Consider the following 23222-nt stretch of genomic DNA (forward strand, 5'->3'; position numbering starts at 1 on the left):
CCATGACCGCGCTGAAATACCTCCAGGCCTACCCCGCAGCGCTCCAGGAGCAAGTGCGCCAATTGATCGCCAAGGACCAATTGGGCGCCTACCTGGAGCAACGCTACCCCGAGCGCCACGGCGTGCAGAGCGACAAGGCGTTATACAGCTATGCCCTGGCGTTGAAGCAGGAACACCTGCGCAACGCGCCGGCCATCGACAAAGTGCTGTTCGACAACCGCCTGGACCTCACCCACCGCGCCCTGGGCCTGCACACCACGATTTCACGGGTGCAGGGCGGCAACCTCAAAGCCAAGAAAGAAATCCGCATTGCGGCGCTGTTCAAGGAAGCCGCACCGGAGTTTCTGCGCATGATCGTGGTGCACGAGCTGGCGCACTTCAAGGAATCGGACCACAACAAGGCGTTTTATAAACTCTGTGAGTACATGATGCCGGGCTACCATCAGGTGGAGTTCGACCTGCGGGTGTACCTCACGTATCGCGACTTGCAGGGCAAGCCCTAACTTCAAAAGGCGTCGAGCATGGATGTGAGCAAGACCAAAAGCAGTTTCTACCGCCGCCTGTATGTGGCCTACCTGATCGACAGCGGCCAGGCCAGCAGCGTGCCGGCACTCACCGACGCCACCGGGATGCCACGGCGCACGGCGCAGGACACGATTGCGGCGTTGGCTGATCTGGATATTGTGTGTGAGTTTGAGCAGGAGGATGGCGCGCGCAATCATGCCGGGCGTTATCGGATTCGTAGCTGGGGCGCGATTGATCGGCGCTGGATCGAGGCGAACCTTGCGGCGGTCAAGCAGGTGCTGGGTTATCCCTGAACCGGGTGCTTGCAGCTCTGGCCTCATCGCAGGCAAGCCAGCTCCCACACTTGAAGTATTCGCAATTCAACGTGTGGGAGTTGGCTTGCCTGCGATGGCGTCCTTACTGGCGCCGCATACCAATATGGGGAATGTCATCCTCCAGGTATTCCTCACCCGCCACTTCAAACCCATACTTGCCGTAATACCCCTGCAAATGCGCCTGGGCTGACAGATAGATCGGCGTCTGCGGCCAGATGTCTTCAATGCGCTTGAGGGCTTCTTCCATCATCTGGTGCCCCAGGCCGGTACCGCGTGCCACCGGCGCGACGATCACCCGGCCAATCACCACATCACCGCCCTGGGATTCCGGGTCCAGCAGGCGCAGGTAGGCCACCAGCACGTCATCTTGCCAGGCCATCAAGTGGTGGGTATCGCCCGAAAGATCCTGCCCGTCGAGGTCTTGATAAACGCATTTTTGCTCGACGACAAACACCTCATTGCGCAGACGCATAATGGTGTACAGCTGCTCTTTGCCGAGGTCTTCGTGATGTTTGCAGACCCATTCAACCGTCATGGCGTTTTCCCTTATTAATGTCTGTGGCCGATAGTAAGCGCCGCCGCCCGTCCTGTCTAAATTGAGCATTTTTGTGAATAGCGTCAATTTGCCATCATTCAGTCCGATCGCCACAGGCTTCTTTGTGTAATCTGCAATACAGGCTCATTGATGAGCTACTGTTATCAGGCCAATGCCTGCCCGCCAAGGACTTTGAGCATGCCGCGATTTTCTCGTGCCGTTGCTTTAATAGGAGTGTTGCTGCTGGCTCAGCCGGCGGTGGCGCAGCGCCTGCGACTGGTAGCGGATGTATGGCCACCGTTTACCGATTCGACCTTGATCAACGGCGGCCTGGCCACTGATATTGTCAGTACGGCGCTGGCCCGAGCAGGCTATGCCAGTGATTTCGAACAAGTGCCATGGGCGCGGGCGCTGATGGGCGTGGGCGATGGCCGTTATGACGTGTTGATCAACGCCTGGTACGACGATGCCCGCACCAAGCTGGGCCAGTTTTCCGGCGAATACCTGATGAATCGCGTGCGGTTTATCAAGCGCCGCGACGACCCCATCGATTATCAGAACCTGGAGCAACTGCACGACGATCCCATCGCCGTGGTGCGCGGCTACGCCTACTCGGCGGCGTTCGACCAGGATGCGCAGTTGCAGAAAGTGCCGGTGCATAACTTCGCCATGGCGGTGCGTATGCTCGCGGCCAAACGCGTCAAGCTGACGCTGGAAGATGAGTTTGTGGCCCGCTATTACCTGGCGCGGGAGTCGCCACGGGTGCGCAACGCGGTGGAGTTTTTACCCAAGCCGTTGAGCGAGAACAGCCTGCATATTCTGGTGAGCCTGAAGAACCCGGAGCATGAACAGATCGTGGCCAGCTTTGATCGGGAGATTGCTCGGATGAAGGCAGATGGCAGTTATGCGCAGTTGATGAAGGAGCATGGGATGTAGTGTTTCTGCTGGCCCTATCGCAGGCAAGCCAGCTCCCACATTTTGAATGGCGAACACCTTCAAAGGTGGGAGTTGGCTTGCCTGCGATGGCGGTTTACGCTGCGCTGGTATCTTTGATCAAATGCGCCGCCAACGTGCGCAACGGCCCCAACTGCCGGCAAATCAACGCCAGTTGCGTCTGCACCAACCGCTGCCCTTCATCAATCTCATCGGGCATCTGCTCCAGGTCCGCCGCCAACGCTTCCTCGGCATCACTCTGAATCGCGATGGGCTGCTTGTTGGCCAGCCCCGTGGCGATTTCGTCGATACTTGCCGCCAGGCTGTTGCCGGCGCCGTCGATCAGATGTTCACGCACGTCGGCCGGTAATTGAGTCTCCCGATGCGCACCCAGCCCGGAAAGGTAACTGAGCAAGGTGTGCGACAGCACCAGAAAGCGGAAGCCCACATCGGCTTCCTTACGGAAATGCCCAGGTTCCATGAGCATATTCGCCAGCGTGGTCGACAGCGCCGCATCGGCGTTGTGCGCATTGCGCCGCGCCAGCCGGTAGGCCAGGTCGTCGCGCTTGCCGGCGGCGTATTGCTGCATGATCTGGCGCAGGTAAATGCTGTTGCAGGTCAGGGTGTTGGCCAGCACTTTGTTCAGGCGCCGGCCTTGCCAGTCCGGCAGGAACAGGAACACCGCCAGGCCTGCAATCAAGCTGCCCAGCAAGGTATCGAACAGGCGTGGCAGGAACAGCCCGTAACCGTCGCCCACCTGGTTGAAGCAGAACAGCACCATCAGGGTGATCGCCGCGGTGGCCAACGTGTAGCGGGTGGTGCGGTTGATAAAGAACACCAGGCCTGCGGCGATGGCGAACATCGACTGCACCAAAGGGTTTGGGAACAGGTCGAACAGCGCCCAGGCCACGGTCAGGCCGATGGCGGTGCCGATGATCCGCTGGCCCAGCTTGCGCCGCGTGGCGCCGTAGTTGGGTTGGCACACGAACAGGGTGGTGAGGATGATCCAGTAGCCTTGGGACGGGTGGATCAAGTGCACCATCCAATAGCCGATACTCAGTGCCAGCGGCAGGCGCAGGGCGTGACGGAACAGCAGTGACGTCGGCGTCAGTTGCGTGCGCAGGCGTGTCCACATTTCCTTGAGGTTGCGCGGGGCACGGTCCAGCAGGCTGCTGTCGGTGGCGTCGGCCAGGGAGTCGGGGTTGCTGGCATCGCCGAGCAGGCGGTCGAGGGTGGACAGGTTGGCGGCCAACGCACGCAACGAGCGCAACAGGCCACGCCAGGCCGGGTTGCTCTGGATGCGCAGGTGTTCCAGGGAGGCGTTCAGGTCGCCCAGGGCTTCAGCGAAGCTGTCGTCATAAATGAACGGCTGGCGCAGCTGGATCGATTCGGCCAGGGCCTGGCAGGCCTTGCCTTGCTGGCGCAACAGGCGCTGGCAGCGGAACAGCACGTCGCTGTGGAAGAAGGCTTCAGCCAGGGCGTTGTAAGGGTAGTGGGACGAGCTGGCGCGTTCGTGGATATCCTGGGCCAGAAAGTACAGCTTCAGGTAACGGCTGACTTTTGAGCCGGGGCGGCCATTGCCTACGCGGTGCAGGATGATTTCTTTCGCGGCATTCAGCGCCGCCACCACCCGGCCGTTTTGCTGGGCCAGTTCCAGGCGGCGCGCTTCCACATCCAGTTGGCGGATCGGCTCGAACAGCGACGATTTAAGCTTGAGGTAACGCCCCAGCTCCCGAAACAACCGCGCCAGGCTTTGCTGCACCGGCTGGTTGGAAAACAGCGCCTGCCACAGCACCGACAGCGCGCCATACCACGCGGCGCCGGCCACCAGCAGCAACGGCTCGTGCCAGAAGTCGGTGACGGCGCCACCGCGCTGGTCCACGCCGATCATGGTGTACACCGACAGAATCAACGTCGCTGAAGCAATCGCGCCATACCGTTCGCCCAACGCGCCGAGCATGGTCAGGCAGAAGCTGGCCAGGGCCAGGGCGATGGCGAAGATCCACGGATAAGGGAACAGCAGTTCAACCGACAGCGCGGCAACACTGAAACACACCAGCGTTACCGCCAGCGCATTCAGGCGGCCCTGCCAACTGTCATCGGTCTCGGCCAGGGCGCTGGCGATAATCCCCAGGAATAGCGGGATCAGCAGGGTCATTTCGTTTTGATACCAGCACAGCGCCATGCTGCCGGTGAGGGCGATGAATACCCGAACGCTGTAACTGAATTTATCCAGCGCCCACAGGCGCCGCATGGACTGCTTGAACGAGGTCGATGACATGAAGTCTGGAGTCTTCCGGGACGATGCCGCTAAATTGAGCCAGTAATGACGCCACGGCAAGCGTGGCGATCACATGTAACAGCAAAATTTATTCCAGCCAACATCCTAAGAACACCACGAAACTACTGTGGGAGCTGGCTTGCCTGCGATAGCGGCGGTGAATCCAACACCGCTATCGCAGCGGTGCGACGATTCGACGAGCCAGCTCCCACCTGTTGACCGCGTACAACCTTCAGGCGTATTGGGCGGCTGCGTAACCGGAAGCCCATGCCCACTGGAAGTTGAACCCACCCAGGTGACCGGTCACATCCAGCACTTCACCGATAAAGTACAAGCCCGGGCTCTTCAGCGACTCCATGGTCTTGGACGACACTTCCCGCGTGTCCACGCCACCCAGCGTCACCTCGGCCGTGCGATAGCCTTCGGTGCCCGCCGGTACCAACTGCCAGCTCGACAGCTTTTGCGCGATGTCGGCCACTTCGGCGTGGGTGTATTGCTTCATCGGCTTGGACACAAACCAGATCTGCGCCAACAGGTTGGCCATCTTCTTGGTGAAGATCTCACCCAGCAGGGTTTTCAGCTCGCTGTTGGGGTGCTCGACCTGTTGCTGTTGCAGCCAGGTGTGGGCGTCGTGGTCGGGCAGCAGGTTGATTTCAACCGTGTCACCGGTCTCCCAGTAGGAAGAGATCTGCAAAATCGCCGGGCCACTGAGGCCACGGTGGGTAAACAAGATGTTCTCGCGAAAGCTCTGGTCGTTGCAGCTCACCAGGCAATCCACGGACGTACCGGACAACTCGCCGCACAACTCCTTGAGCTGGTCGGTGATGGTGAACGGCACCAAGCCTGCGCGGGTCGGCAGCAGTTCGTGGCCAAACTGCTTGGCCACCTGGTAACCAAAACCGGTGGCGCCCAGGGTCGGAATCGACAGGCCGCCGGTGGCGATCACCAGGGATTCGCAGCGCAGTTCGCCCAAGGTGGTTTGCAGTTGATAGCCGCCGTCGACTTTGGCAATTTCCTCGATGGAGGTGTCCAGGTGCAGGCTCACGCCGGTCTGGATGCATTCATCGAGCAGCATGCCGAGGATGTCGCTGGACTTGTTATCGCAGAACAGCTGGCCGAGCTTTTTCTCGTGGTACGGCACGCCGTGCTTGGCCACCAGCCCGATGAAATCCCACTGGGTGTAGCGGGCCAGGGCCGACTTGCAGAAATGCGCGTTGTGCGAGAGGAAGTTGGCCGGCTCGGTGTACATGTTGGTGAAATTACAGCGGCCACCGCCGGACATCAGGATCTTTTTGCCGGCCTTGTTGGCGTGGTCGATCAGCATCACCTTGCGCCCACGCCCGGCGGCGGTCAGCGCGCACATCAAGCCTGCGGCGCCGGCGCCAATGATCACAACTTCGGTCGAGCGCAAAACAGTTTCCTCATGTTCATCAGATCAGATCGTTCCCACGCTCTGCGTGGGAACGCATCCCGTGACGCTCTGCGTCACAAAGCGGACGCAGAGCGTCCATGGCGGCATTCCCACGCGGAGCGTGGGAACGATCAGGTCAGAGGATCCGCACGCGCAACGAGCGGCCTTTGATCTTGCCGTCATTCAAACGCTGCAACGCTTGCTTGGCGATCCCGCGCTCAACAGCCACGAACGCCTGAAAATCAAAGATCGCGATCTTGCCGACCTGGGCTCCCGGAATCCCGGCGTCACCGGTCAGTGCGCCAAGGATGTCGCCTGGGCGCACCTTGTCTTTACGGCCGGCGGCGATGCACAACGTGCTCATCTGTGGCAGCAACGGGCCACCGCTTTGCGGCTTGAGGTTGTCCAGTTGGTCCCAGTTCAGCGGCGACTTTTGCAGTTGCTCGATGGCCTGGGCACGGTGGGCTTCGGACGGCGCCACCAGGCTGATCGCAATACCGGTCTCACCGGCGCGACCGGTACGGCCTACGCGGTGGATGTGGATTTCCGAGTCGCGGGCCAGTTCGACGTTGATCACCATGTCCAGGGAGTCAATGTCCAGGCCACGGGCGGCGACGTCGGTCGCCACCAGCACCGAAGTGCTGCGGTTGGCGAACATCGCCAGTACCTGGTCACGGTCGCGCTGCTCCAGGTCGCCATGCAGGCCGACGGCGGAGATACCTTTGGCGGTCAGGTGATCCACAGTTTCCTGCACTTGCTGCTTGGTAAAGCAGAACGCCACGCAAGACGCCGGGCGGAAGTGCGCCAGTACCTTGGTCACCGCGTCCATGCGCTCTTCCGGCGAGATCTCGTAGAAACGCTGTTCGATCTGGTCGTCGGAGTGGAAGGCTTCGGCCTTCACCTGCTGCGGCGCACGCATGAATTTGGAGGCTAGCTGCTTGATGCTCACCGGGTAGGTGGCCGAGAACAGCAGGGTTTGGCGGCGTGGCGGGGTCTTGCTGATGATGTCTTCGATGGCGTCGTAGAAGCCCATGTCGAGCATGCGGTCGGCTTCGTCGAGGATCAGCGTGTTCAAGCCGTCCAGCACCAGCGAACCTTTGCGCAGGTGCTGCTGGATACGGCCCGGTGTGCCGACGATGACGTGGGCGCCGTGTTCCAGCGAGGCGATCTGCGGGCCGAGGGACACGCCGCCGCACAGGGTCAGTACCTTGATGTTGTCTTCGGCACGCGCCAGGCGACGGATTTCCTTGGCGACCTGGTCGGCCAGCTCACGCGTCGGGCACATCACCAGTGCCTGGCAGCCGAAGTAACGCGGGTTGATCGGGTTCAACAGGCCGATGCCGAAGGCGGCGGTCTTGCCGCTGCCGGTCTTGGCTTGGGCGATCAGGTCCAGCCCCTTGAGGATCACCGGCAAGCTTTGCGCCTGGATCTGCGTCATCTCGACGTAACCCAGCGAGTCGAGGTTAGCCAGCATGGCGGCGGACAGGGGCAAAGTATTAAAAGCGGTGGCGATGGTAGTCACGGGACTGGCTCTGCAAAACAAAATGTCGCGCAGTGTACCAGCCCTGTGGGATTTTCCCTGCAAGTTCTAGACGAGAAGCCTGTTAATGCTCAAGGTCGTGCTCGCGGCTGACCACCCGTTTGCCGTCTTTTGGCGACAGTTGCAGGAAGATCGCCGCCGCCAGCATGGCCATGATGCCCACGGTGAGGAAGGTCAGTTGGAACGCGCCCAGCACGCTTTCCACGCCGTCATTGCCCGCTTCGGCAGTAAAGCCGCCGAGCAGGGCACCGGCACAGGCTACGCCCAGGCTCAAGGACAATTGCGCCACCACCGAGAGCAAACTGTTGCCGCTGCTGGCCTGGGCGTCGTCGAGGTCGATCAGGGTGACGGTGTTCATCGCGGTAAATTGCAGCGAGTTGATCGCGCCCAGCACCGCCAGCATGCACAGCAGCAGCGGGTAGGGCGTGTGTTCGCTGACCAGGCCCATACTGGCCAGCATGATGCCCAGCGCCAGGGTGTTGCCGGTGAGCACAATGCGATAGCCCAGCCGCTCGATCAGTGGCCGGGCGATGGACTTGGCAAACATCGCCGCCGCCGCCAGGGGCAGCATGCTCATACCGGCTTCGGAGGGCGAATAACCCAGTGCCACCTGCAGCAGCAACGGCACCAGAAACGGCAGTGCGCCGCTGCCCAGCCGGGCGAACAGGTTGCCGAGGATGCCCACGGCAAAGGTGCGGGTCTTGAACAGTACCGGCGAGAACAGTGGGTTGTCGATATGCCCGGCACGCAGCCAGTACGCGGCCAGGCAGGCGAGCCCGCCGAACAGCAGCAACATCACCCGCAGGTGCGGCAGGTGCAGTTCGCCCAGGCCTTCCATGGCGATGGTAATCAGCACCATCGCCGCGCCAAACAGCACAAACCCTACACTGTCAAAGCGCGTGCGTTCGCTGCCGCGCAAGTCGGGGATGAGTTTCCACACGGCGTAGCAACCGACCATGCCCACAGGCAGGTTGATCAGGAAGATCCAGTGCCAGGTCAGGTATTGCACCATCCAGCCGCCCATGGTCGGGCCGAGCAAGGGGCCGAGCAGGCCGGGAATGGTGATGAAGCCCATGATGCGTACGAGTTCGGAGCGCGGATAAGCACGCAAGACCACCAGCCGCCCGACCGGCAGCATCAGCGCGCCGCCCAAACCCTGGATGACCCGCGCGCCCACCAGCATGGTCAAGGTGCTCGACAAGGCGCACAGCAAGGAGCCAATGCTGAACAGCATGATCGCGCCGAAGAAGATTTTTTTGGTACCGAAGCGGTCGGCCACCCAGCCCGAAGCCGGGATCAGCAAGGCGACGGTGAGCATGTAGGCGATCACCACCCCTTGCATGCGCAGCGGGTTTTCCGCCAAGTCCCGCGCCATGGCCGGCAGGGCGGTGTTGAGAATCGTCCCGTCCAGCGACTGCATGAAGAAGGCAATCGCTACCACCCAGGGTAGCCAGCGGGCGGTCTTGGCATCGAGAGGGGCGCGATTCGGCATGTGAACCCTTTTATTAGCAGGCTATGTGTTGGCGATTATGCGCCATCCGTCGCCCCTTTTCCCACTGGCGGTTCGTCTAATTCCGACAGTGTTGCGTGCTCTCCCACCAGGAAATCCAACAGCGCACGGTGCACCGACATGGCCGCTTCGCGCGACTCCAGGTCGAGCAGATGGCCGGTGTGTTCGGCGACCGCAAAGCTGCTGCGGCCGACATAGCGCTTGAACAACCGGGCCTCGGCCGCCGGCGTGTATTCATCCAGTGCGCCATTGAGGAAGTGCACCGGGGTTTCGATCCGGGTCAGCGCCGGCAGGTAATTACCATCGCCCAAGGCCAGCACCTGATGGATATGGAAACGCGCCTGGCGGTACTCGGTGGTGGCCATGCTCGACAGGTGCCGATGGTTGTTGCGCTTGAGGCGCGGCGACAGGTATTTGCCGACGGTCTCATTGAGCAAGTGGCCGACGGCGGATTTGTCATCGGCTTCGATCAACACGCGCACGCGCTCCACGTAGTCGAGCATCGCCTGGTTGAGGTTGGGCGCCAGGGCCATCACCACCGAGCTTTCGATGGAAGGCGGGTTGTGGGCCAGGGTCAGCAAGGTGGAGATACCGCCCCAGGAGGCCGACACCAGATGGTTGACCTCGAAGCGCTCCACCAGGGCGCGCAGGATTTGCACCTCGTCGTCCTTGGTCACAAGCTCGAGGTCGGTGTTGTGCTCGCGCGAATAGCCGGAGAACGGCAGGTCGAACAGCAGCACATTGAAATGCTCCGCCAGGCATTTACTGGTTCGCGCGAAAGAGCGTGTGGTGGACAGCGCGCCGTTGACCATCAAGACAGTCTTTTTTTCCGAATCGTTTCCTAGCTGCTCAACATGAACGTTGTAGTGCTTGAACAGCTTTTCTATGACAAAACTTCCATGGTTCATGTCAACGCTCCAGCTTGCCCTTCCCGGGCAAGGTCATGCTCTCGTGGGGTGGGTGGCGGGATGCCACTAACCGTTATAACGAGGTTTTTTGCGGGCGACAACAGGCCGCACGGGGAGAAGTGTTAGATGGGATTTTGCGGTAGGAAGGGATGAAACGAGGTGTCTGAAATCAATACAAGCCTATGTGGGAGCTGGCTTGTCTGGTAGCTGGCCTATGTGGGAGCTGGCTTGCCTGCGATGGCATCACTGCGGTGTGACTGACACACCGAGGTGACTGCATCGCAGGCAAGCCAGCTCCCACACAAGCCCGCTCCCACAGGGGCGTTGTATTTACAGCGTTAGCGTCAGGCGCTTGACCAGCGCCCCCGGCAGCAGGTTGGAGGAGGTATTGCGCTGGCTGTACGTACTCGCCGACAGCAGCAGTTCCCGTTCCGAGGTCAGCGCTTCAAGCTGCGAACCGAGCAGGCTGTAGACACTATCATCAAACCGCATGGTGCTCACCGGCGCCATGATCTCACCGTCTTCGACCCAGAACGTGGCAAAGCGCGTCATGCCGGTCAGGCGTGCCGCCGGCAAGTCCGAGTAGTTCAGATACCACAGGTTGCTGATGTACAAGCCAGTGCCCAATTGCTTGAGGATATCGGCCTGGGGCAGGTTGCCTGCAGCCATCTGCAAGGCGCTGGGCGACTCGTCGCTGCTGGCGCCGTTGGTGCTCAGGCCATATTCGGCCGCGCTGCGCGAGTTGATCAGTTGGCCTTCGGCTTTGCCGGCGTTGATCAGGGTGACGTCGCCGCGTGGGTAACCTTCGGTGGAAAACGCCTGGCTCAGGGAGCCGCTGATCTGCTCATCGACCTTCACCAGTGGGCTCAGCGACTGCTCACCCGTGTAGAGCTTTTGCAAGCAACTGCCTTTGCTGGCGATGGCCTGGGCGGAAAACCCGCCCCACGTGACAATGCTGAAGATTTCTTCCAACGCCGCCGGGGCCAGGTAGGCGCGGTACTGGCCGGGAGGCAGCTTGTGCAACGGGCGGCCGAGGAACTCCAGCTGCTCACGCGCCCGCTGGAAACGCTCAGTGAACTCGGCGCTGTCCCAGGTGTGCCCGGCGTAGCTGGCTTTCACCGCTTCGCCGTTGGCGTGGAACAGGCTGAAATCGAAGTTGAAGCTATTGGCCTGATGCCAGCCGAACGCGCCGTCGGAACTGGCAAAGCCACGGCTGATGGGGCCGGCAGCGTAGAAGCCCACCAGGTCCACACCTTCGGCGGCCTGGCTGATATCTGCCAGCACCTGGGCCAGTTCCGGCAGCGGTCGCAGTTGTTCGTTGTGGTTTTGCCAGGCGTTGTGGTTCAGCAGCAGGTACGGATCCTGCGGCAACAATGGCAAGGTTTTGCGCAGTTGTTGCAGGCCGTCGGCCAGGCGCTGGCGATCCAGCGCCGGCTCACCGGCAAGGGTGATACCGAGGTCGGCGTGACGGCCATCGTTGATCAGCTTGAGGTTGAGGCTGGCCTGTTGCACCTGGCCCGCTTGACGCACCTTGGCGTGGTTGAAGCGCACGAACTCGGACGACTCGTCAGCGTAGCCCAGGTGAAACTGTTCCTTGTCGGTGACGGCTTGCTTGAGCCAACCCACCAGTGCCTTGAAGTTATTCATCAGGCATCTCCCCCGAACACGTCGATATCACTGAACACACACGCCGGTGAAGCGTGGCCCACGCGGATCACCTGGTTGGGTTCGCCTTTGCCGCAGTTGGGCGTGCCCAACACCTGGAAGGTGCTGGCGTCGCCGACGGCGCTGAGGTTGCGCCAGAACTGCGCGGAGATGGCGCGGTAGTTGGGGTTTTTGACCACGCCCTTGAGTTCGCCGTTTTCGATCAGCTGGCCCCACTCGCAACCGAACTGGAATTTATTGCGTGCGTCATCGATGGACCAGGAGCGGTTGGTGCTCATCAGAATGCCGTGCTCGATGCCGCTGACCAGCTCAGCCTGGGTCTTGTCGCCGGCCTCGATATTGAGGTTGGCCATGCGGTCGATGGGCGGCCGATTCCAGCCGCACGCGCGGCTGTTGGCCACGCCTGGCAGGTTCGCGCGAAATTGCGACAGCGCGCCACCCAAGGGCTTGAGCAGCAGGCCATCGCGTATCAGGAATTGCTTGCTGGCGGCCGTGCCGTCGTCGTCATGCCCATAGCTGGCGAGCTGTTCGGGGATGTCCGGGTCGAAGGTCACGTTGAGCAAGGGCGAGCCGTATTGCAGGTGGCCGAAGTCGCTGGCCTTCACAAAACTGGTGCCGGCGTAGTTACGCTCATCGCCCAGGATGCGGTCCAGTTCCAGCGGGTGGCCGATGGACTCGTGGATCTGCAGGATCATCTGGTCGGGCATCAGCAGCAGGTCACGCGGGCCGTGGGGCGTGTTCGGCGCGAGCAGCAGTTGCAGGGCTTCATCGGCGACTGTGCGGGCGGCGCCGGCCAGGCCGAAGCGGCGAATCACGTTCGCACTGCCTTGCTGGCCGAAGTTGGTGCCGCCCAGGGTGCGGGTCTGGCTGTCGTTGCCGTCGAAGGCGGTGACGCTCAGGCCCGGAAAGACGAAACGCTGAGCCTGGCGCAGCTCGGCACCGGCGCTGTTGAGGTAGATCTGTTCAACCCGCGTGGTGCCCAGGCTGACTTCCCAACTGACCAGGCGCTCATCCTTGGGCACGCTGGCGGATTCATCGCCGAGCAGTTGGTAGCAGTCGCTCAGGGATGGGAAGGGCTGGTCGAGGTCGGGCGACAGGTAGTCGGCCACGTCACTGGAGACCTGTTGTGTGTGCAAGTCGAGCAGGGCATGGGGCGAAATCTGCCGGGCTTGCTGTTCGGCGCGCTCAAGGGCTGCTTGCAGGCCGGCGAGGGAAATGTCGTTGGTTGCTGCATAAGCTTCCACGCCGTTGAGGCGCACGGTGAGCATGGCGCCCTCGTCGTGGCTAAGGTGTGGCGGCTCGGCGACGTTCTTGCGTACCGACAGGTACTGGCCGGATTCGCGCACATAACGCAACGAGAAGAATTCGGCGCGGGTGCGCAGGGCACTGAAGTGTTGTTTGAGGGTGGGGTGGGCGTCGAACATCGGGACCTCCTTGAGGGCAGCGCAGTCCCAGAGGCTAGCATAGGTGATCGTTCCCACGCTCTGCGTGGGAATGCCGCCTTGGACGCTCTGCGTCCGCTTTTGAAGGTCGTGACGCAGAGCGTCACAGGATGCATTCCCACGCAGAGCGTGGGAACGATCAACGGGTTACTGCGCAGTAGGGCCGACTTCACGCATCGGCTTGCCACGCACCGGCGCATCGCCTGCCACGTAGTAGTCGGCAGTGCTGCGCGGCAGTGGCTTGCGGCCACGGATCTTGTCGGCGATTTTCTCGGCGATCATGATCGTCGGCGCGTTGAGGTTGCCGGTGGTGATGATCGGCATGATCGACGCATCCACAACACGCAGACCCTGCATGCCATGCACGCGGCCTTCGGCATCCACTACAGCCATCTCGTCGGTGCCCATTTTGCACGAGCAGGACGGGTGGAACGCAGTTTCGGCGTGCTCGCGGATGAACTTGTCCAACTGCTCATCGGTTTGCACGTCAATGCCCGGGCTGATTTCACGGCCACGGTATTGGTCGAGTGCCGGCTGCTGCATGATTTCGCGGGTCAGGCGGATGCCGTCACGGAATTCCTGCCAGTCCTGCTCGGTGGCCATGTAGTTGAAGAGGATGCTCGGGTAGTCCCGTGGGTTCTTCGACTTCAATTGCACGCGGCCACGGCTCGGCGAACGCATGGAACCCATGTGCGCCTGGAAACCGTGCTCTTTCACACCGTTGCTGCCGTTGTAGTTAATCGCGACCGGCAGGAAGTGGTACTGGATGTTCGGCCAATCGAAGTCTTCACGGGTACGGATAAAACCGCCCGCTTCGAACTGGTTGCTGGCGCCGATACCGGTGCCGTTGAACAGCCATTCGGCACCAATGGCCGGCTGGTTGTACCAGAGCAGCGATGGGTACAGCGACACTGGCTGAGTGCAGGCGTATTGCAGGTACAGCTCAAGGTGGTCCTGCAGGTTTTCGCCGACGCCGGGCAGGTCGTGGACCACCGGGATGTCGAGGCTTTCCAGCAGTTTGGCCGGGCCCACACCGGAGCGTTGCAGCAGTTGCGGCGAAGCGATTGCACCGCTGCACACCAGTACTTCTTTACGCGCACGGGCTTCAACACGTTCTTCAGCCGCGCCGATCAGGTAACGCACGCCTACGGCACGCTTGCCTTCAAACAATACTTTGTCGGTGAGGGCGTGGGTGACGATGGTCAGCGTCGAGCGCTTCTTGGCCGTGTCCAGGTAACCGCGTGCGGTGCTGGCGCGACGGCCTTTAGGCGTGACGGTACGGTCCATCGGGCCGAAGCCTTCTTGCTGGTAGCCGTTCAGGTCGTCGGTACGCGGGTAACCGGCCTGTACGCCGGCTTCAACCATCGCGTGGAACAGCGGGTTGTTGCCGGCTTTAGGCGTGGTCACGCTGACCGGGCCGTCGCCACCGTGGTAGTCGTTGGGGCCGATGTCGCGGGTTTCGGCTTTACGGAAGTACGGCAGGCAGTCGAGGTAGGTCCAGTTTTCCAGACCTGGCAGTTTTGCCCAGTTGTCGTAGTCCATGGCGTTGCCACGGATGTAGCACATGCCGTTGATCAGCGAAGAACCGCCCAGGCCCTTGCCGCGACCGCATTCCATCCGGCGGCCGTCCATGTGTGGCTCAGGGTCGGTTTCGTAGGCCCAGTTGTAGCGACGGCCTTGAAGCGGGAACGCCAGCGCGGCAGGCATTTGGGTACGGAAGTCAAAACGGTAGTCCGGGCCGCCGGCTTCCAGCAGCAGGACGGTGACGCCTTCGTCTTCGGTCAGACGGGTCGCCAGGGTGTTACCGGCGGAGCCGGCACCCACAATGATGTAATCGTATTCTTGGGACATAAATGCACCCTCATATAAGTGGTTCAAGCTGCTTTTGTGGCGAGGGAGCTTGCTCCCGCTCGACTGCGCAGCAGTCGCAAAACCAGCGAACGAGTTCGGTCTGGAGAACTGCGGGGCCTGGGATGGGGCTGCTGCGCAGCCCAACGGGAGCAAGCTCCCTCGCCACAAAGGCGACTCCCAGGCGCCTGTGGTTTAGAACACCGAGGCGTAGTCGCCCAGCTCAACCTGTACCGATTTGATGCGGGTGAAGTTGTTCAGCGAGCTGATACCGTTCTCACGGCCAACGCCCGACTGCTTGTAGCCGCCAACCGGCATCTTGGCGTCGGACTCGCCCCAGGCGTTGATCCAGCAGATACCCGCTTCCAGCTGATGAATCACGCGGTGGGCGCGGTTCAGGTCCTTGGTCACCAAACCTGCGGCCAGGCCGAAATCGGTGTCGTTGGCGCGGCGGATCACTTCTTCTTCGGTCTCGTAAGTGAGGATGCTCATTACTGGGCCGAAGATTTCTTCACGGACGATGGTCATTTCGTCGGTGCAGTCGGTGAACACAGTCGGGGCCACATAGGCGCCTTTGGCGAATTCGCCGTCGGTCAGGCGGTCGCCGCCGCACAGTACGCGGGCGCCTTCTTCCTTGCCTTTGGCGATGTAGCCGAGCACGCTTTCCATGTGGGCGAAGCTGACCAGCGGGCCGAAGTTGGTGTTTTCCTCTTGTGGGTTGCCAACACGAATGCGCGCAACACGCTCAACGATCTTGGCTTCGAACGCCGCTTGCAGGTGTTTCGGCACGAACACGCGAGTGCCGTTGGTGCAGACCTGACCGGAGCTGTAGAAGTTGGCCATCATGGCGATGTCGGCGGCGCGATCCAGGTCGGCATCTTCGAACACGATCAGCGGCGACTTGCCGCCCAGTTCCATGGTCACTTCTTTGAGCGAGGAGCTCGAAGCGCTGGCCATGACTTTTTTGCCGGTGTCGGTGCCGCCGGTGAACGAGACTTTCTCGATGCGCGGGTGCTCGGTCAGCCAAGTGCCGACTTCACGGCCGCTGCCGGTCAGCACGTTGAACACACCGGCTGGAACGCCAGCTTCGGTGTAGATCTCGGCCAGTTTCAGGGTGGTCAGCGAAGTGACTTCGCTTGGCTTGAAGATCATCGCGTTACCCGCCGCCAGGGCCGGTGCGGATTTCCACAGGGCGATCTGGATCGGGTAGTTCCACGCGCCGATACCGGCTACTACGCCCAGCGGCTCGCGGCGGGTGTAGACGAACGAAGTGTCGCGCAACGGGATCTGCTCGCCTTCGATGGCTGGCACCAGGCCTGCGTAGTATTCCAGCACGTCGGCGCCGGTGACGATGTCGACGTATTGGGTTTCGGAGAAGGCTTTACCGGTGTCCAGGGTTTCCAGGGCGGCCAGCTCATCGTTGCGCTCGCGCAGGATGTCGACGGCACGGCGCAGGATGCGCGAACGCTCCATGGCGGTCATGGCGGCCCAGATTTTCTGGCCTTTTTCAGCGCTGACCACGGCACGTTCCACGTCTTCCTTGGTGGCGCGTTGCACTTGGGCGAGAACTTCACCGTTAGCCGGGTTGATGGCTTCGAAGGTGGCATCGCTGCCAGCGTCGCTGTAGCCGCCGTCAATGTAGAGTTTTTGCAGTTCGAAACGGGCCATAAAGTCCTCGCAAGTGCATAAGTGGTTGGCGTTACCCGCCGAAAGTGGGCCATGGGGTTGTGGCAACACTGAGCGGCAGACGTTCAGGGGTTGAGCGTTTATGTGTGCTCTAACTCACCTGCTTGGCCAATTGGAAATCCATGTATTCGTAAGCGATCCGTTGCGCCTGCTCCGTGTCGAAAGCGTCTCCCGACAGGGCGCCGCGCAACCACAAACCGTCGATCAGGGCCGCCAGGCCTCTGGCTGCTTTGCGTGCGTGCGGCAGCGGTAGCACTCGGCGGAACTGGCAGCACAGGTTGGAATACAGACGTTGATCGTTGATCCGCTGCAACCTGTGCAATGACGGGTGGTGCATGCTGGTGGCCCAGAAGGCCAGCCAGGTTTTCATTGCCGGTCCGTTGACCTGGCTGGCGTCGAAGTTGCCCTCGATGATCACCCGAAGGTGCGCCCGTGGGCTGTCGTCCTTCAGCGCAAGCCTGCGTTCGTGGACGTTCTCGATCAGCACATTCATCAAGTACCGCATCGTTGCGGCGATCAGGCCGTTCTTGTCCTGAAAGTAGTGACTGATGATGCCGTTCGAGACGCCGGCCAAACGGGCGATCAGCGCAATGCTGGCATCTCCCATTCCAACCTGATCGATGGCCGTCAAGGTGGCTTCGATCAACTGCTGGCGGCGTATGGGTTGCATACCGACCTTGGGCATGTAGCACCTCTCCTTAGGCCTGCCGTTGGGCGTTAAACGTCCGTCGGCTTGATGGCCAGTCTATTTTGTTTTGATTGAACGTTCAATCAACAAAGAATAAGATCTGCGACAAATGGTCGCTGCCTACAGATTTTTCCTACCTGTGAGCAACGTCCTCTGACACCTGCAAAAACCCTTGAAACAGGCCGTATCAGGGCCTGGCCACTGCCTAGGCGCGGCTCAAGAATTTTCGGGGTGTCTTTATAACACCCGTCCGTCGACTGCCGAAAAATCGATGTCCCGGGATAACCGTTGCCTTGTGTTTCTCTCTCGCACTGCCCGGAGCATCTGCGCCATGAGTTCTGCCTCTCTTATAAAGACCCCGCCGGAAAAGGTCAGGGTCAACGGTTGGGTGTTCTACACCTCCACCGCGCTCATTCTGTTGTTGACCGCCATTCTGATCATCGCCCCGCAGGAGGCCGGGCGCATGCTCGGCGTAGCCCAGGCGTGGCTGTCGAAAAGCTTCGGTTGGTACTACATGGTGGTCATCGCGGCCTACCTGGTGTTTGTGGTCGGCCTGGCGTTTTCGTCCTACGGTAAATTGAAACTGGGCAGCAAGGACGACACCCCGGACTTCAGCTACGGCGCCTGGGCCGGCATGTTGTTCTCGTCGGGCATCGGCATCTCGCTGCTGTATTTCGGGGCTTCCGAGCCGTTGGATCACTACTTCAACCCGCCCGAAGGCGCCGCCGCCAGCAATGGCGCAGCCCGCCAGGCGTTGCAGTTGACGTTCCTGCACTGGGGCCTGCACGGCTGGGCGATTTATGCGCTGGTCGGCCTGGCCGTGGCGTACTTCGCGTACCGTCATAACCAGCCGTTGGCCTTGCGTTCGGCGCTGTACCCGCTGGTGGGCGAGCGTTGGGTCAAAGGCGCGGCCGGCCACGCGGTGGACGGCTTCGGCATGTTCGTGACCCTGCTGGGCCTGGTGACGAACCTGGGGATTGGTTCGATGCAAGTGTCGTCGGGGCTTGAAAACCTGTTCGGCATGCAGCACAGCAACACTAACCTGCTGATCGTGATCATCGTGATGAGCACCGTGGCGACCATCGCTGCCGTGTCGGGTGTGGAAAACGGCATTCGCCGCCTGTCCAACCTCAACATTGTGCTGTTCAGCGGCTTGCTGATCTTTGTGCTGTTGTTTGGCCCGACCTTGCACCTGCTCAATGGCCTGGTGCAGAACACCGGTGACTACCTCAACGGTATCGTGCTGAAAACCTTCGACCTGTATGTGTACGAAGGCGACGCCGACAAGACTGAGCGCTGGATGGGCCTGTGGACCCTGTTCTACTGGGCCTGGTGGATTTCCTGGGCGCCATTTGTAGGCATGTTCATCGCGCGTATTTCCCGTGGTCGTACGGTGCGTGAGCTGGTGGCCGGCGTGCTGCTGATCCCGCTGGGCTTCACCCTGGCGTGGTTGTCGATCTTCGGTAACTCGGCGCTGGACCTGGTGCTGAACCACGGCGCAGTGGAGTTGGGCAAGACGGCGCTGGAGCAACCGTCGATGGCCATCTACCAGCTGCTTGAGCATTACCCGGCGTCGAAAATCGTGATCGGCGTGTCGATCTTCGTGGGCTTTGTGCTGTTCCTGACCCCGGCGGATTCCGGCGCGGTGATGATGGCCAACCTTTCGTGCAAGGGCGGCAATGTCGATGAAGATGCGCCGCACTGGCTGCGGATCTTCTGGTCGGCGGTGATCACCCTGGTGACCATCGGCCTGCTGTTCGCGGGTAACTTCGAAGCCATGCAAACCATGGTGGTGCTGGCGGGGCTGCCGTTCTCGGTGGTGCTGATTCTGTTTATGTTCGGTTTGCACAAGGCGATGCGCCAGGATGTGGCCATCGAACAGGAGCAGGCGCAATTGGCCGAACGTGGTCGTCGTGGTTTCAGCGAGCGTTTGACCGCCTTGGACCTGCAACCGAGCCAGGGCACGGTACAGCGCTTTATGGACAAACACGTTACGCCTGCGTTGGAAGAAGCGGCGAGTGTGCTGCGTGACCAAGGGCTGGAAGTGCAGACGCTGCTGGGTAAATCCAAGCGCTGCATCGGTGTGCGTATCGAGATGGAAGAGGGCAACCCGTTTGTCTATGAAGTGAGCCTGGATGCTTACTCCTCGGCACCGAGCGACCTGCCCGAAGAAGAGCGCACCCGTTACTACCGGGCCGAGGTCTACCTGCACAACGGACCTCAGGAGTATGACCTGATGGGCTTCGCCCAGGAACAGATCACCCGGGACGTGCTCGATCAGTTTGAAAGCCATCGGCAGCTCCTTGGCCGTGTCTATAGCTGATTGTTGAGCCGAGCGGCGCCGTCACTGGCGCCGCTGTTCCAGGCTTGGAATGAGGTCAAATGTGGGAGCTGGCTTGCCTGCGATAGCTGTGGTGAATTCACTAAAGCTATCGCAGGCAAGCCAGCTCCCACATTGACCCAGTTTCTTCAGTTGGTTTTGCGGTACCGACTAGCCCAGGTTCTTGCCCAGCAGGGCATGGTACAGCTCGCTATCCCCCAGAATCCCCACCACCTGGTTGTTGTTATGCAACACCAGCTTGTTCCCCGTGTGATACCGGATCTGCAACGCATCGCGCATGCCGATATTGGAATCCACCAGCGTCGGTACCCGGCCCAAACCTTCCACCGGTTGCCCCGGCGCCCAGTTCTGCAGGTTCAACGGCGTGCCGTTCTGGCGTGCGCCCTTGATCACATTGCCTTCGGCCAGGTCCAGCCACGAATCGCCGCCCGGGTCCAGGCTGATGGAGCCGTTGACGTGGGTGCAGTTCTCTACGGTACGCATCAGGCTGCGCCCGCACAGCACGTTCAGCGGGTTGGTATGGGCGACGAAGGTGCGCACATAGTCGTCCGCCGGGTTCAGCACAATCTCTTCCGGCACGCTGTACTGGATGATCTTGCCGTCTTTCATGATCGCGATGCGGCTGCCGAGTTTCAGCGCCTCATCCAGGTCGTGGCTCACGAACACGATGGTCTTGCTCAGCTTGCGTTGCAGTTCCAGCAGTTCATCTTGCAGGCCTTGGCGGATCAGCGGGTCGAGGGCCGAGAAGGGTTCGTCCATCAGCAGGATATCGGCATCCATCGCCAAGGCGCGGGCCAGGCCGACGCGCTGCTGCATGCCGCCGGACAGCTCGTCGGGCTTCTTGTTACGCCACTGGGCCAGGCCCACCAGTTCGAGTTTTTCATCCACCAGCGCGCGCCGTTCTTTCTCCGGGCGGCCCTGCATCTCCAAGCCAAAGCTGATGTTCTCGCGCACCGTCAGCCACGGCATCAGCGCGAACTTCTGGAACACCATGGCGATGCGCTTGGTGCGCATCATTTTCAGCTCGGCGGGCGTGCAGGACGCAATGTCGATCTGGCGGCCTTCGTGCTCCACAAACAGCTGGCCGCGGCTTACGGTGTTGAGGCCGTTGATGCAGCGCAGCAGGCTCGACTTGCCGGAGCCGGACAGGCCCATCAGCACGCAGATCTCGCCCTTCTCAATGTCCAGGCTGGCTTTTTCAACGCCGACGATCTGCCCGGTCTTTTTCAGAATCTCGTTACGGCTCATGCCCTGGTCCAGCAGCTTGAGCGCTTCGCGTGGGTCTTTGGAGAAGATCACGTCGACATTGTCGAATCGGATAATGCTCATGCATCACCCCCTACTTTGGCGTCGGGTTGTTTGCAGATGCGGTCGAGCATGATGGCCAGCAATACGATTGCCAGGCCGGCTTCAAAGCCCAGGGCAATGTCGGCGGTGTTGAGTGCGTTGACCACCGGCTTGCCGAGGCCGTCGGCGCCCACCAGGGCCGCGATCACCACCATCGACAACGACAGCATGATGCATTGGGTAATACCGGCGGCAATGCTCGGCATGGCGTGGGGCAGTTCAATGCGTGAGAGCAACTGACGGCGCGAGCAGCCAAAGGCCTTGCCGGCGTCCATCAACTCTTGCGGTACATCGCGGATACCCAGGTAGGTCAGGCGGATAGGCGCGGCAATCGCGAACACCACCGTGGAGATCAAGCCAGGCACCACACCCAGCCCGAAGAGGGTCAGGGTAGGGATGAGGTAGACGAAGGTCGGTACGGTCTGCATCAGATCGAGCACCGGCCGCATCATGGTGTAGAACAGCGGTTTGTGTGCGGCAACAATGCCCAGCGGCACACCGATGACCACGCAGACCAGGGTGGCGAACAACACCTGCGCGAGGGTTTCCATGGTTTCCTGCCAGTACCCCAGGTTGAGGATCAGCAGGAAGGAGGCGATGACAAAAACGGTCAGGCCCCATTTACGTTGAATAAAGTGAGCCAGCAGCGCAATCAGACCGATCAATGCCAGCGGATTGAACCAGGTCAGCGCGAACGTCACGCCGTGGATCATCGTTTCCAGGGTCGATGCGATGGCGTCGAAGTAGTTGGCACCATGTTTGGTCAACCATTCGACGAAGGCAGCGATGTACTGGCCTAGTGGGATTTTCTGTTCAGTCAGCATGGTAGTGAATGTCCACATGCGAAGGGGAAAACATCCCGGGGCAGCGCACCGCCCCGGGGTCAGCACTTACTTGGCGAGGTATTCCTTGACGGCCTCCAGACCGGGTTTGCCATCAACCGTGGTCACACCGGCGAGCCAGGTGTCGAGCACTTGCGGGTTCTTCTTCAGCCAGGCTTTGGCTGCGGCGTCGGGCTTCATCTTGTCGTCGAGGACGTTACCCATCAGGGTGCTTTCCATGTTCAAGGTGAACGACAGGTTTTTCAGCAACTGGCCGACGTTGCTGCATTCCTGGGTGTAGCCCTTGCGAACGTTGGTGTAGATGGTGGCCTGGCCGTAGTTGGGGCCGAACGAGTCGTCTCCGCCGGTCAGGTACTTCATCTTGAAGCGGGTGTTCATCGGGTGCGGTTCCCAGCCCAGGAACACGATGGCCTGGTCACGCTTGGAGGCGCGTTCCACCTGCGAGAGCATCCCGGCTTCGCTGGACTCAACCACTTTGAAACCCGCGGTTTTCAGGCCGAAGGCGTCTTTGTCGATGAGGGTCTGGATAGTGCGGTTGCCGTCGTTACCCGGCTCGATGCCGTAGATCTTGCCGCCCAGTTCATCCTTGAATTTGGCGATGTCGGCGAAGTCTTTGAGGCCCTTGTTGTACAGCGCCTCCGGGACCGCCAGGGTGTACTTGGCGTTTTCCAGGTTGGCGCGCACGGTTTCCACGGTGCCGGCATCACGGTATTGCTTGATGTCGTTTTCCATGGTCGGCATCCAGTTGCCGAGGAAGATGTCCATGTTCTTGCCGTCGGCCAGGGACTTGTAGGTCACCGGTACCGAAATCATCGTGGTGCGCGGTTTATAGCCAAGGCCCTTGAGGACTTCGCTGGTGGTCGCGGTGGTGACAGTGATGTCGGTCCAGCCGACATCGGAGAAGTTAACGGTCTTGCACTGTTCCGGTTCTGCAGCGTGTGCCAGGACTGGCAGACTCAGCATGGCGGCCAACAACAACGAGGGTGAACCTTTCATCGGGGTAGACTCCTGTGTCTTTTCTGGCGGCATTCGCCGCGCTTTATAAGTGTTGCGGTTGGGGCGTGCATCGAGGCGACGGCACGGTGCCTTGCAAACGAGTCGAGACTGATCATGTACCAGTGAAAATCTGACGCCTACAGGGGGCGTCGTATCCAGTACAGGGATGGTCGTATCCAGTGTCGGTGACGTCGCTTACAGATTTTTCCAATGGCAAAACCGCAGTTTTTACCGATCTGAACCGCTAAAAACGGCCAAAATGCCCGATCGCACGAGAGCGGCGTTGTTGAGCATGGTTACGTCGGTGTGAGACGCCGTGAAGGCAAGCAAAAGCTTGATGATGCCGCCATCTGGGCGATCTGAGCGTAGCACCTCGTTCAAGCCTGGCCGTGCTTATCGAGGAGTTCTAC

Annotated in this window: 18 protein-coding genes; 4 read left to right on the forward strand and 14 right to left on the reverse strand. The window is 60.8% G+C overall.

Annotation, left to right across the window (positions count from 1 at the left end):
- The first annotated feature begins 2 nt into the window (after positions 1-2).
- Together AB4P96_RS04120 and AB4P96_RS04125 are read left to right on the forward strand one after the other, a co-directional pair.
- On the forward strand, positions 3-503 hold the full coding sequence (locus AB4P96_RS04120; protein WP_017139389.1) for a M48 family metallopeptidase: 501 nt from the start codon (positions 3-5) through the stop codon (positions 501-503).
- Between the two features lie 18 nt (positions 504-521).
- A complete protein-coding gene (locus tag AB4P96_RS04125; protein WP_017139388.1) occupies positions 522-818 on the forward strand; it encodes a helix-turn-helix domain-containing protein in 297 nt (98 codons plus the stop codon).
- Between the two features lie 103 nt (positions 819-921).
- Here AB4P96_RS04125 and AB4P96_RS04130 read toward each other — a convergent pair whose 3' ends face one another.
- The gene (locus AB4P96_RS04130) at positions 922-1374 is read right to left on the reverse strand and encodes a GNAT family N-acetyltransferase (protein WP_017139387.1); all 453 of its coding nucleotides are present in this window, start codon (positions 1372-1374) and stop codon (positions 922-924) included.
- A gap of 198 nt (positions 1375-1572) precedes the next feature.
- Between AB4P96_RS04130 and AB4P96_RS04135 the strand changes: the two genes are divergently transcribed.
- Positions 1573-2310, forward strand: a complete 738-nt coding sequence (locus AB4P96_RS04135) for an ABC transporter substrate-binding protein (protein ID WP_186617030.1) — start codon at positions 1573-1575, stop codon at positions 2308-2310.
- A 94-nt stretch (positions 2311-2404) separates the two neighbouring features.
- On the opposite strand, the gene yccS is transcribed toward AB4P96_RS04135, so the two are convergent.
- The 10 genes from yccS to betI all read right to left on the reverse strand — a co-directional run bounded on the left by yccS (position 2405) and on the right by betI (position 17283).
- Positions 2405-4588 (reverse strand): YccS family putative transporter, encoded by a 2184-nt coding sequence (yccS, locus tag AB4P96_RS04140; protein ID WP_138451593.1) that lies wholly within the window; start codon positions 4586-4588, stop codon positions 2405-2407.
- Positions 4589-4820: 232 nt separating this feature from the next.
- The gene (locus AB4P96_RS04145; RefSeq protein WP_099550370.1) at positions 4821-5999 is read right to left on the reverse strand and encodes an NAD(P)/FAD-dependent oxidoreductase; all 1179 of its coding nucleotides are present in this window, start codon (positions 5997-5999) and stop codon (positions 4821-4823) included.
- Between the two features lie 136 nt (positions 6000-6135).
- Complete coding sequence (gene dbpA, locus AB4P96_RS04150; protein ID WP_232626477.1) at positions 6136-7473, reverse strand: ATP-dependent RNA helicase DbpA; 1338 nt, start codon at positions 7471-7473, stop codon at positions 6136-6138.
- 130 nt (positions 7474-7603) lie between these two features.
- A complete protein-coding gene (gene mdtD, locus AB4P96_RS04155) occupies positions 7604-9031 on the reverse strand; it encodes a multidrug transporter subunit MdtD (RefSeq protein WP_017139382.1) in 1428 nt (475 codons plus the stop codon).
- Between the two features lie 35 nt (positions 9032-9066).
- Positions 9067-9957 carry an alpha/beta fold hydrolase gene (locus AB4P96_RS04160; RefSeq protein WP_236460532.1) on the reverse strand — a complete coding sequence of 297 codons (891 nt, stop codon included), beginning with the start codon at positions 9955-9957 and terminating at the stop codon, positions 9067-9069.
- A gap of 330 nt (positions 9958-10287) precedes the next feature.
- Complete coding sequence (locus tag AB4P96_RS04165; RefSeq protein WP_395600529.1) at positions 10288-11604, reverse strand: TldD/PmbA family protein; 1317 nt, start codon at positions 11602-11604, stop codon at positions 10288-10290.
- Positions 11604-13046 (reverse strand): TldD/PmbA family protein, encoded by a 1443-nt coding sequence (locus tag AB4P96_RS04170; RefSeq protein ID WP_017139379.1) that lies wholly within the window; start codon positions 13044-13046, stop codon positions 11604-11606. Before AB4P96_RS04170 ends, AB4P96_RS04165 begins: the two co-directional genes overlap by 1 nt.
- A 165-nt stretch (positions 13047-13211) precedes the next feature.
- A complete protein-coding gene (gene betA, locus AB4P96_RS04175; RefSeq protein WP_017139378.1) occupies positions 13212-14915 on the reverse strand; it encodes a choline dehydrogenase in 1704 nt (567 codons plus the stop codon).
- Positions 14916-15107: 192 nt separating this feature from the next.
- Positions 15108-16580: a betaine-aldehyde dehydrogenase gene (gene betB, locus AB4P96_RS04180; RefSeq protein WP_395600530.1), complete on the reverse strand. Its 1473-nt coding sequence runs from the start codon at positions 16578-16580 to the stop codon at positions 15108-15110.
- 109 nt (positions 16581-16689) lie between these two features.
- Positions 16690-17283: a transcriptional regulator BetI gene (gene betI, locus AB4P96_RS04185; protein ID WP_010207128.1), complete on the reverse strand. Its 594-nt coding sequence runs from the start codon at positions 17281-17283 to the stop codon at positions 16690-16692.
- Between the two features lie 391 nt (positions 17284-17674).
- Between betI and AB4P96_RS04190 the strand changes: the two genes are divergently transcribed.
- Entirely contained in the window at positions 17675-19609 is a 1935-nt protein-coding gene (locus tag AB4P96_RS04190; RefSeq protein ID WP_236447278.1) for a BCCT family transporter, read from the forward strand.
- A 168-nt stretch (positions 19610-19777) separates the two neighbouring features.
- Here AB4P96_RS04190 and choV read toward each other — a convergent pair whose 3' ends face one another.
- The 3 genes from choV to AB4P96_RS04205 form a co-directional block, all read right to left on the reverse strand.
- The gene (choV, locus tag AB4P96_RS04195; RefSeq protein WP_017139375.1) at positions 19778-20956 is read right to left on the reverse strand and encodes a choline ABC transporter ATP-binding protein; all 1179 of its coding nucleotides are present in this window, start codon (positions 20954-20956) and stop codon (positions 19778-19780) included.
- Entirely contained in the window at positions 20953-21798 is an 846-nt protein-coding gene (gene choW / locus AB4P96_RS04200; protein ID WP_017139374.1) for a choline ABC transporter permease subunit, read from the reverse strand. Before choW ends, choV begins: the two co-directional genes overlap by 4 nt.
- A 66-nt stretch (positions 21799-21864) precedes the next feature.
- Positions 21865-22812, reverse strand: a complete 948-nt coding sequence (locus tag AB4P96_RS04205; protein ID WP_099550374.1) for a choline ABC transporter substrate-binding protein — start codon at positions 22810-22812, stop codon at positions 21865-21867.
- Positions 22813-23222 lie beyond the last annotated feature (410 nt).

Origin of the sequence: Pseudomonas sp. B19125, assembly GCF_044218855.1 — a bacterium.
Lineage (GTDB): Bacteria > Pseudomonadota > Gammaproteobacteria > Pseudomonadales > Pseudomonadaceae > Aquipseudomonas > Aquipseudomonas edaphica.

What these genes read in the sequence shown, in the direction of transcription:
- choW (WP_017139374.1), bottom strand. Translation starts at nt 21,798, where the DNA reads ATGCTGACTGAACAGAAAATCCCACTAGGCCAGTACATCGCTGCCTTC.
- betI (WP_010207128.1), bottom strand. Translation starts at nt 17,283, where the DNA reads ATGCCCAAGGTCGGTATGCAACCCATACGCCGCCAGCAGTTGATCGAA.
- betB (WP_395600530.1), bottom strand. Translation starts at nt 16,580, where the DNA reads ATGGCCCGTTTCGAACTGCAAAAACTCTACATTGACGGCGGCTACAGC.
- AB4P96_RS04125 (WP_017139388.1), top strand. Translation starts at nt 522, where the DNA reads ATGGATGTGAGCAAGACCAAAAGCAGTTTCTACCGCCGCCTGTATGTG.
- mdtD (WP_017139382.1), bottom strand. Translation starts at nt 9,031, where the DNA reads ATGCCGAATCGCGCCCCTCTCGATGCCAAGACCGCCCGCTGGCTACCC.
- AB4P96_RS04165 (WP_395600529.1), bottom strand. Translation starts at nt 11,604, where the DNA reads ATGAATAACTTCAAGGCACTGGTGGGTTGGCTCAAGCAAGCCGTCACC.
- AB4P96_RS04135 (WP_186617030.1), top strand. Translation starts at nt 1,573, where the DNA reads ATGCCGCGATTTTCTCGTGCCGTTGCTTTAATAGGAGTGTTGCTGCTG.
- AB4P96_RS04160 (WP_236460532.1), bottom strand. Translation starts at nt 9,957, where the DNA reads ATGAACCATGGAAGTTTTGTCATAGAAAAGCTGTTCAAGCACTACAAC.
- AB4P96_RS04130 (WP_017139387.1), bottom strand. Translation starts at nt 1,374, where the DNA reads ATGACGGTTGAATGGGTCTGCAAACATCACGAAGACCTCGGCAAAGAG.
- AB4P96_RS04170 (WP_017139379.1), bottom strand. Translation starts at nt 13,046, where the DNA reads ATGTTCGACGCCCACCCCACCCTCAAACAACACTTCAGTGCCCTGCGC.
- AB4P96_RS04205 (WP_099550374.1), bottom strand. Translation starts at nt 22,812, where the DNA reads ATGAAAGGTTCACCCTCGTTGTTGTTGGCCGCCATGCTGAGTCTGCCA.
- yccS (WP_138451593.1), bottom strand. Translation starts at nt 4,588, where the DNA reads ATGTCATCGACCTCGTTCAAGCAGTCCATGCGGCGCCTGTGGGCGCTG.
- dbpA (WP_232626477.1), bottom strand. Translation starts at nt 7,473, where the DNA reads ATGCTGGCTAACCTCGACTCGCTGGGTTACGTCGAGATGACGCAGATC.
- choV (WP_017139375.1), bottom strand. Translation starts at nt 20,956, where the DNA reads ATGAGCATTATCCGATTCGACAATGTCGACGTGATCTTCTCCAAAGAC.
- betA (WP_017139378.1), bottom strand. Translation starts at nt 14,915, where the DNA reads ATGTCCCAAGAATACGATTACATCATTGTGGGTGCCGGCTCCGCCGGT.
- AB4P96_RS04120 (WP_017139389.1), top strand. Translation starts at nt 3, where the DNA reads ATGACCGCGCTGAAATACCTCCAGGCCTACCCCGCAGCGCTCCAGGAG.